This window comes from Pseudomonas sp. R5-89-07, from assembly GCF_003851685.1.
Taxonomy (GTDB): domain Bacteria; phylum Pseudomonadota; class Gammaproteobacteria; order Pseudomonadales; family Pseudomonadaceae; genus Aquipseudomonas.
Genome location: NZ_CP027727.1, coordinates 5,621,013 through 5,636,427, shown reverse-complemented (window position 1 = coordinate 5,636,427; position 15,415 = coordinate 5,621,013). Strand labels below are relative to the sequence as shown.

At 63.8% G+C, this 15,415-nt stretch carries 13 protein-coding genes; 9 read left to right on the top strand and 4 right to left on the bottom strand.

Going from position 1 to position 15,415, the window contains the following annotated elements:
• Positions 1 to 50: 50 nt before the first annotated feature.
• Positions 51 to 884 (top strand): thymidylate synthase, encoded by an 834-nt coding sequence (locus tag C4J94_RS25880; protein WP_124364845.1) that lies wholly within the window; start codon positions 51 to 53, stop codon positions 882 to 884.
• Between the two features lie 108 nt (positions 885 to 992).
• Here the strand turns inward: C4J94_RS25880 and cadR are convergent, their stop codons facing one another.
• Positions 993 to 1,433, bottom strand: a complete 441-nt coding sequence (gene cadR / locus C4J94_RS25875; RefSeq protein ID WP_124388637.1) for a Cd(II)/Pb(II)-responsive transcriptional regulator — start codon at positions 1,431 to 1,433, stop codon at positions 993 to 995.
• Between the two features lie 85 nt (positions 1,434 to 1,518).
• Between cadR and C4J94_RS25870 the strand changes: the two genes are divergently transcribed.
• From C4J94_RS25870 to C4J94_RS25840, 7 genes are all read left to right on the top strand, one after another.
• A complete protein-coding gene (locus tag C4J94_RS25870) occupies positions 1,519 to 3,759 on the top strand; it encodes a heavy metal translocating P-type ATPase (RefSeq protein WP_124388636.1) in 2,241 nt (746 codons plus the stop codon).
• Positions 3,760 to 3,775: 16 nt separating this feature from the next.
• Positions 3,776 to 4,639: a LysR family transcriptional regulator gene (locus C4J94_RS25865; protein WP_124388635.1), complete on the top strand. Its 864-nt coding sequence runs from the start codon at positions 3,776 to 3,778 to the stop codon at positions 4,637 to 4,639.
• Positions 4,640 to 4,875: 236 nt separating this feature from the next.
• Positions 4,876 to 5,940: a putative 2-aminoethylphosphonate ABC transporter ATP-binding protein gene (locus C4J94_RS25860; RefSeq protein ID WP_124388634.1), complete on the top strand. Its 1,065-nt coding sequence runs from the start codon at positions 4,876 to 4,878 to the stop codon at positions 5,938 to 5,940.
• Between the two features lies 1 nt (position 5,941).
• Positions 5,942 to 7,654 carry a putative 2-aminoethylphosphonate ABC transporter permease subunit gene (locus tag C4J94_RS25855; RefSeq protein WP_124388633.1) on the top strand — a complete coding sequence of 571 codons (1,713 nt, stop codon included), beginning with the start codon at positions 5,942 to 5,944 and terminating at the stop codon, positions 7,652 to 7,654.
• A gap of 20 nt (positions 7,655 to 7,674) precedes the next feature.
• Positions 7,675 to 8,697 carry a putative 2-aminoethylphosphonate ABC transporter substrate-binding protein gene (locus C4J94_RS25850; RefSeq protein ID WP_124388632.1) on the top strand — a complete coding sequence of 341 codons (1,023 nt, stop codon included), beginning with the start codon at positions 7,675 to 7,677 and terminating at the stop codon, positions 8,695 to 8,697.
• Positions 8,698 to 8,821: 124 nt separating this feature from the next.
• On the top strand, positions 8,822 to 9,958 hold the full coding sequence (locus C4J94_RS25845; protein ID WP_124388631.1) for a TIGR03364 family FAD-dependent oxidoreductase: 1,137 nt from the start codon (positions 8,822 to 8,824) through the stop codon (positions 9,956 to 9,958).
• On the top strand, positions 9,955 to 10,527 hold the full coding sequence (locus C4J94_RS25840) for a phosphonate degradation HD-domain oxygenase (protein ID WP_124388630.1): 573 nt from the start codon (positions 9,955 to 9,957) through the stop codon (positions 10,525 to 10,527). The genes C4J94_RS25845 and C4J94_RS25840 overlap by 4 nt, the downstream gene beginning before the upstream one ends.
• Here C4J94_RS25840 and C4J94_RS25835 read toward each other — a convergent pair.
• The gene (locus C4J94_RS25835) at positions 10,506 to 11,873 is read right to left on the bottom strand and encodes a DUF3482 domain-containing protein (protein WP_124388629.1); all 1,368 of its coding nucleotides are present in this window, start codon (positions 11,871 to 11,873) and stop codon (positions 10,506 to 10,508) included. The genes C4J94_RS25840 and C4J94_RS25835 overlap by 22 nt on opposite strands.
• Positions 11,866 to 13,245 carry a DUF2868 domain-containing protein gene (locus C4J94_RS25830; protein ID WP_124388628.1) on the bottom strand — a complete coding sequence of 460 codons (1,380 nt, stop codon included), beginning with the start codon at positions 13,243 to 13,245 and terminating at the stop codon, positions 11,866 to 11,868. The genes C4J94_RS25835 and C4J94_RS25830 overlap by 8 nt, the downstream gene beginning before the upstream one ends.
• A gap of 69 nt (positions 13,246 to 13,314) precedes the next feature.
• Between C4J94_RS25830 and C4J94_RS25825 the strand changes: the two genes are divergently transcribed.
• The gene (locus C4J94_RS25825) at positions 13,315 to 13,827 is read left to right on the top strand and encodes a dihydrofolate reductase (protein ID WP_124388627.1); all 513 of its coding nucleotides are present in this window, start codon (positions 13,315 to 13,317) and stop codon (positions 13,825 to 13,827) included.
• Between the two features lie 100 nt (positions 13,828 to 13,927).
• Here C4J94_RS25825 and C4J94_RS25820 read toward each other — a convergent pair whose 3' ends face one another.
• On the bottom strand, positions 13,928 to 15,319 hold the full coding sequence (locus C4J94_RS25820) for an L-cystine transporter (protein ID WP_124388626.1): 1,392 nt from the start codon (positions 15,317 to 15,319) through the stop codon (positions 13,928 to 13,930).
• Positions 15,320 to 15,415: the final 96 nt, after the last annotated feature.

The window sequence follows — 15,415 nt, the reverse complement described above, 5'->3', positions numbered from 1 at the left end:
TTCGAATGCCAAGACCAGGAGGTCTTGGCTTCAACGATACGGGTAATCACATGAAGCAATACCTCGAACTCCTGCACGACGTCGTGACCAATGGCCTGACCAAGGGCGATCGTACCGGCACCGGCACCAAGGCCGTGTTCGCCCGCCAGTATCGGCACAACCTGGCCGACGGCTTCCCGCTGCTGACCACCAAGAAGCTGCATTTCAAAAGCATCGCCAATGAGCTGATCTGGATGTTGAGCGGCAACACCAACATCAAGTGGCTCAACGAAAACGGCGTGCGCATCTGGGATGAATGGGCCACCGAAGACGGCGACCTGGGCCCGGTGTACGGCGAACAGTGGACCGCCTGGCCGACCAAGGACGGCGGCAAGATCAACCAGATCGACTACATGGTCGAGACGTTGAAGACCAACCCCAACAGCCGCCGCATCCTGTTCCACGGCTGGAACGTCGAATACCTGCCGGACGAAACCAAGAGCCCCCAGGAAAACGCGCGCAACGGCAAGCAGGCCTTGCCACCGTGCCACCTGTTGTACCAGGCCTTCGTGCACGATGGTCACCTGTCGATGCAGTTATACATCCGCAGCTCCGATGTGTTCCTCGGCCTGCCCTACAACACCGCCGCCCTGGCGTTGCTCACCCATATGCTGGCGCAGCAATGCGACCTGATCCCTCACGAGATCATCGTCACCACCGGTGACACTCACGCCTACAGCAACCACATGGAACAGATCCAGACCCAGCTGGCGCGCACGCCGAAGAAGCTGCCGGAGCTGGTGATCAAGCGCAAGCCGGCGTCGATCTACGACTATAAGTTCGAAGACTTCGAAATCGTGGGCTACGACGCAGACCCAAGCATCAAGGCCGACGTCGCGATCTGACAGACTGCCCTGAGCCAAATGTGGGAGGGGGCTTGCCCCCGATAGCGGTGTGTCAGCCAGCATTTCCATGACTGACACACCGTAATCGGGGGCAAGCCCCCTCCCACATTAATGCCCGTGGCTTCTGCCTACGTGTGAGGGCTGCGCCTCGCTGGCCTGCACACTCCCGCTGACTTCCAGCCGCTGCAAGATCCCGCACTGCTCCCCACCGCCACAGCGCTGTCGCAAGTCCAGCAATTGCGCCTGCAACCCCAGCAGCCCATCGATGCGCGCTTTCACGTGGTGGATATGCTCGTCGATCAACGCATTCACGCTTTCGCATTGGTCCTGGGGGCTGTCACGCAGGCTGAGCAGGCTGCGGATTTCTTCCAGGGTCATGTCCAGGCTGCGGCAGTTGCGGATAAAGATCAGCCGCTCGGTGTGCACCTGGGTGTACACCCGATAGTTGCCATCGGTGCGCGCCGGGGGTGGCAGCAGGCCTTCCTTCTCGTAATAGCGGATGGTTTCCACGGGGCAGTCGGTCAGTTTGGCCAGTTCGCCGATCTTCATCGCAGCAATCTCCAAATGGGTGCTTGACCCTATAGTGGCTACAGGGTCTTTACTTGGCAACAGGCACTTCTTCGGACGCGACACCATGAGCGATTCCCTCCACACCCCGCACAAGCACGACCACGATCACGGCGAGCACAAGCTCAAACCGGTGCATGACCATGGCGGCGCCTGCTGCTCCGGCACCCCGGCGCCGGCAACGGTAAAGCTGAGCGAGGCCCCCACCGCCGGTTCGCGCCTGAGCACCTTTCGCATCGAAGCGATGGATTGCCCCACCGAACAGACGCTGATCCAGAACAAGCTGGGCAAGCTCGCCGGGGTGCAGCAGCTGGAATTCAACCTGATCAACCGCATCCTCGGCGTCACCCATGACTTGCCGAGCACGGCGCCGATCATCGAGGCGATCAAATCCATCGGCATGCAGGCCGACCCCATCGAAGAAGGCGCCCCCGCCGCCGCGCCGCCCGCCAAGAAGCATTGGTGGCCGCTGGCCGTGTCGGGCGTGGGTGCGTTGGGCGCCGAAGTCCTGCATTTCAGCGGCGTGGCACCGACCTGGGTGATCGCCCTGGTGGCGCTGGTGTCGATCCTCAGCGGCGGCCTCACCACCTACAAAAAGGGCTGGATTGCCCTGAAAAACCTGAACCTGAACATCAACGCGCTGATGAGCATCGCGGTGACCGGCGCCGTGCTGATTGGCCAATGGCCGGAAGCGGCGATGGTGATGTTTCTGTTTACTGTGGCCGAGCTGATCGAAGCCAAGTCCCTGGACCGGGCGCGCAATGCCATCAGCGGCCTGATGCAAATGACCCCGGAGCAGGCCACGGTGCGGCAGGCCGATGGTTCCTGGTCGGAACAGGAAGTTAAAAGTATCGATCTGGGCGCCATCGTGCGGGTAAAACCCGGCGAGCGCATCGGCCTGGACGGCGAAGTCACAGCTGGGCAATCCACCATCGACCAGGCGCCGATCACCGGTGAAAGCCTGCCGATCGAAAAGACCGTGGGCGATAAAGTCTTCGCCGGTACGATCAATCAGGCCGGTTCCCTGGAATACAAGGTGACGGCTGCGGCCAACAATTCCACCCTGGCACGGATCATCCATGCGGTGGAGCAGGCCCAGGGCGCCCGGGCACCGACCCAGCGTTTTGTCGACAGCTTCTCCAAGGTCTATACGCCCGCTGTGTTTGTGTTTGCCCTGGGCGTGGCGCTCATACCGCCGTTGTTCATGGCAGGGGTCTGGTTCGACTGGATCTACCGCGCCCTGGTGTTGCTGGTGGTGGCCTGCCCGTGCGCCCTGGTGATTTCCACCCCGGTGACCATTGTCAGCGGCCTCGCGGCGGCGGCGCGCAAGGGCATTTTGATCAAGGGCGGCGTGTACTTGGAGGGCGGTTACAAGCTGGACTACCTCGCCCTGGACAAGACCGGCACCATCACCCACGGCAAGCCGGTGCAAACCGACTACTTGCCGCTGTTCGCCACCGTGCAGGACAGCGCGCCGGCCCTGGCGGCGAGCTTGGCGGGCCGCTCCGACCACCCGGTGTCCCTGGCAATCGCCAACGCGGCGGCGGATAAAAACCTGCCGTCCCACGTTGTGGATAACTTCGCGGCGTTGGCCGGTCGTGGTGTGCGCGGTGACATAAACGGCGAAACCTACCACCTGGGCAACCACCGTCTGGTGGAAGACCTGGGGCTGTGCTCGCCTGCGCTGGAAGAAAAACTCTTCGCCCTGGAAAAGCAGGGCAAGTCCGTGGTGTTGCTGCTGGACAAGTCGGGCCCGCTGGCACTGTTCGCGGTGGCTGACACCGTCAAGGACAGCAGCCGCGAAGCCATCCAGCAACTGCATGACCTGGGCGTCAAGACCCTGATGCTTACCGGCGACAACACCCACACCGCCCAGGCGATTGCCGCTCAGGTCGGTATCGACCAGGCCCAGGGTGACTTGCTGCCCACCGATAAACTGCAAGCGATCGAAACGCTCTACGGCCAAGGCCGCCGCGTCGGCATGGTCGGCGACGGCATCAACGACGCCCCGGCCCTGGCTCGCGCCGAAATCGGCTTTGCCATGGCCGCGGCAGGCACCGACACCGCCATCGAAACCGCCGACGTGGCGCTGATGGACGATGACCTGCGCAAGATTCCGGCATTCATTCGGCTCTCCAGGCAAACGTCGAGTATCCTCAAGCAGAACATCGCCCTGGCGCTGGTGATCAAGGCCATCTTCCTGGCTGTCACCTTCCTGGGCATGGCGACCATGTGGATGGCGGTGTTCGCTGACATGGGCGTCAGCCTGCTGGTGGTGTTCAATGGCCTGCGCCTGTTGCGCAAATAGACGATGAGAGGGTGGTGTGCTGAGTGCTGAGCTGAAGGCGTTTTTCATGGTTGCCCGCCTGGGCAGCATTACCCAGGCGGCGAAGAAACTCGGCCTGAGCCAGCCTACGGTCACCACCCAGATCCGCAACCTGGAAAGCCAATACGGCGTTGAACTGTTCTACCGTGGCGGCCGCCGCCTCACCGTCAGCGATGAAGGCGCGCGGCTGTTGCCGATGGTCAAGACGCTGCTGCAGCAGGAAGCGGATATCGAGTTTTTCCTGCGCAACAACGGGCAGGTCCAAGGCGCCTTGCGGATTGCCGCCACCGCGCCGTATTACATCCTGGATCTGGTCAAAGCCTTTCGCGAACGCCTGCCGCAGGTGGAGGTGTCGGTGGAAATCGGCAATTCCCAGCAGGTGCTCGAAGCGCTGGACGACTACCGCGTCGACGTCGCCGCCTCGTCGCAATTGCTGGAAGACACCCGTCTGGTCCGCCGCGTGCTGGGCACTGATCCTCTGGTGCTGGCGGTGCATCGCAACCATCCACTGGCCAAGCTCGACCATGTGCCGTTGACGGCGCTGGCCGGGCACACGCTGTTGATGCGTGAAGCGGGCTCCACCACCCGCCGGCTGACGGAAGAGATGCTGCAGGGCGCGGGCGTCAGTTATGGGCCGCTGCTGGAGATTGGCAGTCGTGAGTCGATCCGCGAGGCGGTGCTGCGTAATATCGGCATCAGCATCATTGCGCGCCAGGAGGTGCCCCATGATCCGCAGTTGCGGGTGCTGACCCTCGAGAACGCGCCGCAGATTCCGGAGTACCTGTACTGCCTCAAAGAGCGAAAAGCCGCACGCCTGCCGGCGGCGTTTCTGGGGCTGGCGCAGGAAATGTCGCCCATCTAGAGGCTTGTGGCTGACTTGAAGGCCAATCGGGGGCAAGCCCCCTCCCACACTCGACTGCATTCACAAATCGAAATGTGGGAGAGGGCTTGCCCCCGATAGCAGTAGGCCAGGCACCTCAGTCTGTGAGCCCTACCCAAATCCACCAATACCCCTATCACTCCCTTTTGCCTTCCTGCCACATCCGCGACGCATTCCCTCCCTAGCATGGCCTTCATCCGTTCGATGAGGTGCCTAGCATGAACACAGCCCTGACCCAGCCCGGCGCGCCGATGAAGGTGCGCGGTATCCAGAAACGCTTCGGCGCCTTTACCGCCTTGGACAATGTGTCCCTGGACGTTTCCGCTGGCGAACTGGTGTGCCTGCTGGGCCCGTCCGGCTGCGGCAAGACCACCTTGCTGCGTTGCATCGCCGGCCTTGAGCGCCAGGATAGCGGCGAGCTTTACCTGGGCGAGCGCGATGTTTCCGCGCTGCCACCCCAGGCGCGGGACTACGGCATTTTGTTTCAGTCCTACGCGCTGTTTCCCAACCTGACCGTTGAAGCGAACATCGGCTACGGCCTCACCGGCTGTGGTCGTGATGAAGTGCGCACGCGCGTCGGGCAAATGCTCGAACTGGTGGGCCTGCTCGGCAGCGAAAAGAAATACCCCGGCCAACTCTCCGGTGGCCAGCAACAACGTGTCGCCCTGGCGCGGGCCCTGGCGCCTGCGCCGTCGTTATTGCTGCTCGATGAACCCATGTCGGCCCTCGACGCGCGGGTTCGCGAGCACCTGTGTACCGAGCTGCGCCAACTCCAACGCCGCCTGGGCATCACCACGCTGATGGTCACCCACAATCAGGACGAGGCCATGTTGATGGCCGACCGCATCGCGGTAATGAACAACGGCAAGGTCGAGCAGTACGCCACACCGCAGGAAATTTACGACCGCCCGGCCACGCCGTTCGTGGCCGAGTTCGTCGGCCAGGGCAACTGGCTGCCGTTCAGTCGCAACAGCGCCAGCCATGCCCAGGTCGGCGGCATGAATATGCGCCTGGCCGACGACGCCGGCCAGGCCGCCTCCGGTCGCCTGTTCTGCCGCCCGGAAGCGATCAGCGTGAACCCGCCGGTGCATGAAGAAAATCTGTTCCCGGCCAAAGTCCGCGAGATTACCTTTCTGGGCAACCGCTGCCGCATGAGTTTCGAGCTGGAGCAGTTGCCGGGCCACCCGCTGCTGGCCGAGCTGGCACCGGAAGCCATGCCGCGTCTGGGCGCCCAGAACATTCTGGTGGCCTTGCCGCCGCGCAGCTTGCAGGTGTTTGCCTGAGATGGCCGTGGACAGCGCATTGACGCTACCGCGCACGGTCTCCCGCGCTGAAATGGGCGACCGCCTGTTCGTGGTCGGCGGCAAAGTACTCTGGCTGGGCCTGTTGGTCGTGGCGGTGCTGCTGCCGCTGCTGGCGATCTTCTGGCGCGGCTTCAGCAGCGAAGCCGGGCAGGGCGGCGGCCTGGTGGCCGCACGGGAACTGCTGAGCAGTGCCAACTTCCACTGGTTACTGGGCAACAGCCTGAAAGTCTCCCTGAGCGTCGCGGCCTTCGTCGTACCGCTGGCCTATCTGTTTGCCTACGCGCTGCAGCGCACGTTGATTCCGGGCAAGGTGATCTGGCGCGGCGTGTCGCTGCTGCCGTTGATGGCGCCTTCGATGTTGCCGGGCATCGCGCTGGTGTATCTGTTCGGCAACCAGGGGCTGTTGCGCGGTCTGCTCTCGGACAATATCTACGGCTTCTGGGGCATTGTGCTGGGCGAAGTGATTTACACCTTCCCACATGCCCTGATGATTCTGCTGTCTGCCTTGTCGCTGGCGGATGCGCGCTTGTTCGACGCCGCCTCCAGCATGGGCGCCAGCCCCGCCCGGGCGTTTCGCAGCATCACCTGGCCGGCCACGCGCCAGGCGGTGTTCGCGGCGTTCTGCCTGGTGTTCACCCTGACCATCACCGACTTCGGCGTGCCCGTGGTGGTAGGCGGGGACTATCAGGTGCTGGCGCTGGAGGCCTACAAAGCGGTGGTCGGCCAGCAACAGTTCGGTCGTGGCGCCTTGATCGGCATGGTGCTGCTATTGCCGGCGCTGTTCAGCTTTGGCGTGGATGCGTGGTTGCGGCGCCGTCAGGGTGATGCCATGAGCGGCCGCGCGCAGGTGTTCCAACCGCTGCCGTCGCGTTCAAGGGACGGCTGCTACCTGGCGGTCGTGCTGCTGATCTGCGCGGCACTGCTGTTGGTGTTCGGCATGGCCGTGTACTCCTCGCTGGTCAAATTCTGGCCCTACAACCTGTCGCTGTCGTTGAACCACTACCAGTTCGAAGACACCGCCGGCGGCGGCTGGCTGGCCTACCGCAACAGCCTGACCCTGGCGCTGTGCACGGCGCTGATTGGCAGTGTGCTGATTTTCACCGGCGCCTACCTGATGGAAAAAACCAGGGGCCAACAGGGCCTGAACCTGGCCCTGCGCCTGCTCAGCTTTGTGCCGATGGCTGTGCCTGGCCTGGTGTTGGGCCTGGGCTACGTGTTCTTTTTCAACCTCGGCGGCAACCCGCTGCACGTGTTCTACGGCAGCATGGCGCTGCTGGTGGTGTGCACCATTGCGCATTATTTGACCACTGCGCAGATGACCGCCACCACCGCGCTGCGCCAGCTGGACGTCGAGTTCGAAGCCGCCGCACTGTCCCTCAAGGCGCCGCTCTACCGCCATTACCTGAAAGTGACGGTGCCGATCTGCCTGCCCGCGCTGCTGGACATCCTGCGGTACCTGTTCGTGTCGGCTATGACCACCGTCTCTGCCGCGATCTTCCTCTACAGCCCCGACACCATCCTCGCCGCCGTCGCCGTGTTGAACATGGATGACGCCGGCAATGTGGGCGGCGCGGCGGCCATGTCGACTCTGATTCTGTTCACCTCAGGCAGCGTCTCGCTGTTGCTGGCGTGGGCCTCACGTGGCGCCTTGCGCCGCTCCCAAGCCTGGCGCCAAACCGCGCCCGGGCAATGACTCTTCAAAGGAGGTATTCGATGTTCAAGCCACTGGCGCTGGTCGCTGCCGTACTCACTGCATTCAGCCTGAATGCGTTCGCCAAAACCGAACTGACTGTGTACACGGCCCTTGAAGCCGAGCAATTGAAAACCTACAAAAAGGCCTTCGAGCAGGCCAACCCGGACGTCGAGATCAAGTGGGTGCGCGATTCCACCGGCATCATCACCGCCAAGCTGCTGGCCGAAAAAGACCGCCCGCAGGCCGATGTGGTGTGGGGCCTGGCCGCCTCCAGCTTGGCGATTCTCGATCAACAAGGCATGCTCGACAGCTATGCCCCGAAAGACCTGGACAAGATCGGCAAGAACTACCGCGACGCCGCCAACCCACCGGCCTGGGTCGGCATGGACGTGTGGGCCGCGACCATTTGCTTCAACACCGTCGAAGCCGAGAAACAGGGCCTGAGCAAGCCGGTGAGTTGGCAGGACCTGACCAAGCCTGAATACAAAGGCAAGATCGTCATGCCCAACCCGGCGTCCTCGGGCACCGGCTTTCTGGACGTGAGCGCCTGGTTGCAAACCTTCGGCGAGAAACAAGGCTGGCGGTACATGGACGACCTGCACCAGAACATCGGGCAGTACGTTCACTCCGGCTCCAAGCCGTGCAAGCTGGCGGCGTCCGGGGAGTTTCCGATTGGTATTTCGTTTGAATACCCAGCCGTGCAGTTGAAGCGTCAGGGGGCTCCGCTGGACATCATCTTGCCGAAGGAAGGCCTGGGCTGGGACATCGAAGCCACGGCGGTGATCAAGGGCACAAGCCACGCCGATGCCGCCAGAAAACTCGCAGACTTTTCCGCCAGCCCGGCGGCGATGGAACTGTACAAGGACAACTTCGCGGTGCTGGCCCAGCCAGGGATTGCCAAGCCGCAGACCGAGTTACCCGCCGATTATGAGCAGCGGCTGATCAAGAATGACTTTGCCTGGGCGTCGAAGAACCGCGACAGCATCCTGACTGAATGGCGCAAGCGCTATGACGGCAAGTCGGAGAAGGTGGCGGGTCAGTAGGCTTTTCCGTTAGGGCTGATGGCCTTATCGGGGGCAAGCCCCTCCCACAATTTGATAGCGAACACAGTCAAATGTGGGAGGAGGCTTGCCCCCGATAGCGGTCTCGAAAACAGGACATCACCAAATGACACACCACACCGATCTGCTGATCATCGGCGCGGGCATCCTCGGCCTCTCCCACGCCTACGCCGCCGCCAGGCGCGGACTGAAGGTCAAGGTCTTCGAGCGCAGCGCCACCCCGCTGGGCGCCTCGGTGCGCAACTTCGGCCAGGCGCTGGTCACCGGTCAGCCGCCGGGGCCGATGCTCGACCTGGCACGGCAAAGCCGCGATATCTGGGCGCACTGGGCGCAGGTCGCCGGCCTTGAGCTCAAGCGCAATGGCTCCTACCTGTTCGCGCGCACCGAAGCCGAAGAGCACCTGCTCGAAGCCTTCTGCGCCGGGCGTGCCCGTGAGCACGGCTACAACGTCGAGCTGCTGCAAGGCGCGGCGTTGAACGACCTGTACGGCGGCCAGTTCCGCCATCACCGTGCCGCGCTGCATGGCAAGGACGACCAGCAACTGTATTCGCGAGAAGCGATCCCGGCGCTGATCAACTACCTGGCCCAGGAACTGGGCGTGGAGTTTCATTTTTCCACCCTGGTGCGCGACGTCGAACCAGGCCGCTTGCACAGCACGGCGGGCAGCTTTCGCGCTGAGCAGATCCTCGTCTGCTCCGGGCACGACTACCAAACCCTGCTGGCCGAATCCATCGCCCCGCTCAACCCGCAGATCTGCCGCCTGCAAATGCTGCGTGCGCGGCCCGCGCGGGCGCTGAACCTGCAGCACGCCTTGCTGACGGGCCTGAGTTGCGTGCATTACGGCGCGTTTGCCGACCTGCCGCAAGCCGCACCGGTACAGGCGCAGATCCTGCGCGAAGCACCACACCTGCATGCCCACGGTATTCACCTGCTGATCAGCCCCACGCCCCACGGCGACTTGATCATCGGCGACTCCCACGACTACGGCAGCGATGCTTCGCCATTCAATGCCGAGCAGGTCGACGACTGGCTGATACACCTGGCCGAGCAGACCCTGGGCTGCCCGATCCAGGTGGTGGAGCGTTGGCAGGGCGTGTATGGCTCGCGTGGGCCCGGGCCGTTTTCGTTTGTGCAGGTGGCTGCGGGGATGAGCATTGCGCTGATGCACACTGGTGTAGGCATGAGCGTGGGGCCGGCGATGGCCGAGCGAAACATCACGGCATTGTGGGGGCCGGCGTCATGAGTCGCGAGCGCGTGATTGCCGAAGTGTTCGGCCTGTACGAGCGGCATGGCACGGCAGATTACATCGGCGAGCCGGTGTCGCAGGTCGAGCACATGTCCCAGGCCGCACAGCAGGCGATGGCCGAAGGCTTTGACGATGAAGTGGTGCTGGCGGCGTTTTTCCACGATATCGGCCACCTGTGTGGCCAGGGCGAAGCGAACATGGGCGGTTATGGCGTGGTCAGTCACGAGCGGCTGGGCGCCGATTACCTGCGTCGTGCGGGCTTTGGCGAACGCATGGCGACGTTGGTGGAGTACCACGTGCAGGCCAAGCGTTACCTCACCTTCGCCCAGCCGGACTATTTCGCCCGGTTGAGCGAGGCCAGCCGGCGTACGTTGGAGTACCAGGGGGGCGTGATGAGCGCGCAGGAAGCGCAGGCCTTCGAGCAGCATCCGCTTTGTGACATCAGCCTGCGCCTGCGTCACTGGGATGAGCAAGCCAAAGACCTGCACGTCTCGTTGCTCGACCTTGAAATACTCAAGGCCAAGGCCCTGCAGCTACTGGCCGATCAGGCGTCGTCCAGCCGTTGAGCCAGCGCCTCGACTTGCTCCTGGCGCTCGGCCTGGCTCAACTTGGGGTGCGGGTTGAGGGACGACCATTGCGGGTAGGCGCGGGCCTTGTTCAGCGCGTCTGGCAGCTTGCCTTCGCGCCAGGTTTTATCCTGGGGCGTGTCGACCTTGATGCTGTGCATCGCCGCGTGCCCGCGCAGGTTCAAGGCTTTGAGCAACTGACGTTGGCGCAGGGCGAGCAGGCGCAGCACGCTGTCGTCCACGGTCAGTTCGCGCTGGCCCTTGATCTTGCCCATCAGGCGGCTGCCATAGCTGCGCGCGGTTTGCAGGGCGCCGCCGGCAATCGCGCCGGCCAGCGCGGCAGCGCCCAGGGTTAAACCGCCCACCAGCAGGTCGACACCGGCCCCGGCCGCCGCGCCCGCGGCAATCCCGCCACCCACGCGCACGCCAAGTTGCTTGAGGGTTTCAGGATTGAACAGGTCGTCACCCCAGCGCCCGTCCAGCAGCGGCAAGTCGCTGGCGGCGGCGTCCTGGGGTCGGAAGCCGAACAGCTTGAGCAGGGCTTCCACGCACTTTTGTTCGCGCTGGCGCACGGCCTTGCGCAAGTCGCTGACGGCCTGTGGCTCATCCTCGGTCACCACGCTGCGTCGGCACGCGGCACAGTCGATCAACAATTCGGCGATCAAACGCGCAGCGCTCTGCTGGCGGGCCTGGCGTTGGGCTTGCTGATCGAGGATCAGCCGCTCCAGCTGCGGCCGCGCGTTTTCCAGCAACAGGGCCAGGCTTTCATACAGCCGACGCTCGCCATCTTCCGGCGGCGCCACGCTGTCAAAACGCACCAGCGCATGCAGGCCAAGGCGAGCCAGGGCCTCGCGCCAGTCGGGTTCGCGGTGGTCGTTGCTGCTGACGAAATTGAGCACCGGCAGCAAGGGCTTGCCGCAGCTGGCCAGCACTTGCAGCTCGTCGCGGTACTTGGCCAGCACCGGCTCGCGGGCATCGATCACGTACAGGCCGGCATCCGAGGCCAGCAGTTGGCGCAGCACCTTGGCTTCCTGTTCGAAGCGTTGACGCGCCTCGCTGCCTTCCAGAAAGCGCGTCAGGCGTGCCGGGCCATCCAGGCGTTCGCCGGGGCGGTCCAGGCGTTCCAGGTAATCGAGCAGGGCGATGGCATCTTCCAGGCCGGGGGTGTCGTACAGCTCCAGCAAGGCTTCGCCGTCCACCGATAGGCGCGCCCCTTCCACATGCCGCGTGGTGCTGGGGCGATGGGACACTTCGCCAAAACCGACATCGCGGGTCAGGGTGCGCAGCAATGAGGTCTTGCCCACATTGGTATGGCCGACCACGGCGAGCTTGAGGGGTTTAGTCATGACCGCTCTCCAGCCAGTTCAACGGCGCACAGTCGGCGAAGGGCAGCTCAAGCTGCTGCAGCGCGCTGTGCCAGTCGCCCAGGCGTTCGGCGTCCAGCGCCTGGCCGGGCGGCGCTTGCAGCAGCCATACCCGCGTCGCCGCCGCACTGCGCGCCAGCTCGGCGATCAGCGCCAGGCTGCCACGGTCGGGCGAGCGACGCGGGTCGCAGGCAATGGCCAGGCGTGCAGGCGGGAAGCGTGTGAGCTGCTCCAGCAGTTTGTGGCGCGACTCCCGGCTGTCGAGGATGCCGGCATCCTTGACCGTGCCGGGCAGTTTGGGCGGCCAGGGGCGTTGGTCGTCCAGTTCGATGGCCACCAGCAGTGCGCCGTCGCTTTGCAGTTCACTGACGCCGCCCGCCACCTGGTGCAATTGTTCCGGCGCCGCATCGTTGACCCCCAGCCGTTCGCTGCTCGGCATCAGGCGCTCGCGCAACTGGGCGTAGCCGGGCAGGTTGAGGTCCAGGCGCAAGGCCGCGCGCCCGCGTTTCCAGCGCCACAGGCACAGCAGCGCGAATATCAGCCGCGGCAGCAGGCCGTACACCAGCAACACCCCCATCAGCCACGCGGCCCAGGCCTGGCGGGCGCTTTCGATATTCAGCGCGGAATCGCCACTGGCGCGGATCATCTCCACCGTCGGTACACTGAAGCCGAGCAGGGCGGGCAGGGTGCCGAGGGCCTGGGTGACGGCGATGAAGGTGTCCGCACCGAGGATGGTGGTTTCCCACACAAAGCCGTAACGCCGGGTGGCGAGCAGCATCAGCAGAACCAGCAGGGCGCTGAACAACGCCAGCAACCACAGGCTGTTTACCAGCACACCGACGGCCCAGCGGTTGAGTTTCTGGCGCTGCAGCAACAGCAGCAGGGCCGGTGCCAGCTGCGCGGCCTTGGCATCGCGCGCGAGTTTTTCGCTGAGCCACAGCCACAGGCGACCGAGGCTGGCACTGTGTTCGCCGGCAAACAGCAGGCCCAGGGCCCAACTGAGCAGCAGGATCAGGTTCAGGCCGAGCAAACTGCCCAGGGCCCAGAACACATTCACCGGCGTCAGGCCATTGCCCAGCGCGGCAAACGCCAGGCCGGCGCCGCTGACCACCGCGACGATCGCCAGCAGCACCACAGCCAGGCGCGCGCCTTGCAGCCAGCGACTGAGGGCGCCGGTCAGGCCATCGCGTTCGGCCAGGTGCAGGGCACGCTGTGCGATGCGCGTTGGCAGGTCGCCACCGGCCGCACGGGCCAGGCGGTTGGCTTCGAGGTCTTCCAGGGGGCCGGCGTGTTCTTCGCGCAGGCGCACGGTTTCGGTCAGCCAAAGTGTGTGCAGCGGGTTCAGTGCAGTCACGCGCCATCCTGTTGTGTTCGTGAGGTTGGAGCATAACCGCTGACTCGCAGCTCTGGTATTCTCGTCGCCATGAAAAAGACTCTCCCTTTAAGCCTGATCGCAGCCCTCGGTGAAAACCGTGTGATCGGCGTCGACAACAGCATGCCCTGGCACTTGCCGGGGGATTTCAAATATTTCAAGGCCACCACCCTTGGCAAGCCGATCATCATGGGGCGCAAGACCTGGGATTCCCTGGGCCGACCGTTGCCGGGGCGCCTGAACATCGTGGTCAGCCGTCAGGCCGACTTGGTGCTTGAAGGTGCGCAAGTGTTTGCGTCATTGGAGGCTGCGGTCGAACGCGCCGAGGCGTGGGCGCTGGAGCAGGGCGTCGACGAGCTGATGCTGATCGGCGGCGCGCAGTTGTATGCGCAGGGGCTGGAGCATGCGGATCGTCTGTATCTGACGCGGGTGGCGTTGAGCCCGGAAGGGGATGCGTGGTTTCCGCAGTTCGATGCGAGCCAGTGGAAGCTGGTGTCGAATGTGGAGAACCCGGCCGAAGGCGATAAACCCGCTTACAACTTCGAAGTCTGGGAGAAAGCTTAAAAGCATCGGGGGCAAGCCCCCTCCCACACTTGAATGTATTCACACATCAAAATGTGGGAGGGGCGGTTCGACGATTCGACTTGCCCCCGATAGCGGTCTATCAGACCTGAGCTAACTCAGCATGCTCATCGGCATCGAGCAGCGCCTTGTCCGTCTGCCCCATGATCTGGCTGGTAATTGCCCCCGCCGTCATCGAACCATTCACGTTCAACGCCGTGCGGCCCATATCAATCAGCGGCTCCACGGAAATCAGCAGCGCCACCAGCGACACCGGCAGCCCCATGGCCGGGAGCACGATCAATGCGGCGAACGTCGCCCCACCGCCCACGCCCGCCACACCGGCCGAACTCAGGGTCACAATCGCCACCAGCGTCGCGATCCACAGCGGGTCCAGTGGATTGATGCCGACGGTCGGCGCAACCATCACTGCCAACATCGCAGGATAGAGCCCGGCACAGCCGTTCTGGCCGATGGTCGCACCAAACGAAGCGGCAAAACCGGCAATGGACTGCGGGATGCCCAGGCGGCGGGTCTGCGCTTCGATGCTCAAGGGGATCGAGGCGGCGCTGGAGCGGCTGGTGAAGGCAAACGTCAGCACCGGCCACACCTTGCGGAAGAAGCGCAGCGGGTTGACCCCGGCCAGCGACAGCAACAGGCCGTGCACCACGAACATCAGGCCCAGGGCCAGGTACGACACCACCACGAAACTGCCGAGCTTGATGATGTCCTGCAGGTTGGAGCTGGCGACCACCTTGGTCATCAGCGCCAGTACGCCGTACGGGGTCAGCTTCATGACCAGGCGCACCAGGCGCATCACCCAGGCTTGCAGGGTGTCGATGGCGTTGAGCACTTTCTGGCCTTTTTCCACGTCATCCTTGAGCAGTTGCAAGGCGGCAACCCCCAGGAACGCAGCAAAAATCACCACGCTGATGATCGACGTCGGTTTGGCCCGGGCCAGGTCGGCGAACGGGTTGGCCGGCACGAACGACAGCAGCAACTGCGGGATATTCAGGTCGGCGACCTTGCCTGCGTAGTCGTTCTGGATGACTTGCAGGCGCGCCATTTCCTGAGTGCCGGCGACCAGGCCTTCGGCGGTGAGGCCGAACAGGTTGGTCAGGCCGATACCGATCAGCGCGGCAATCGCGGTGGTGAACAGCAGGGTGCCGATGGTCAGGAAGCTGATCTTGCCCAGGGACGAGGCGTTGTGCAGGCGCGCCACGGCACTGAGGATCGAGGCGAACACCAGCGGGATCACGATCATTTGCAGCAACTGCACATAACCGTTGCCGACCAGGTCGAACCAGCCGATGGAGGCCTTGAGCACCGGGTGGCCGGCGCCATAGATAGCGTGCAGCACCACACCGAACACCACGCCCAGCACCAGGGCGAACAGCACCTTCTTGGCGAGGCTCCAGTGGGTACGGCCTGTTTGTGCCAGGCCCAGCAACAGGGCCACGAACACCAGTAAGTTGAGAATCAGTGGAAGATTCATTGAAGCTCCGTTGAGAAGGCAGCCAATCGCGTGAGCCTGCGATTGCGAACCGGGAAGCCTAACAGCTTGAAATATAATGATTTAATACCGATATGG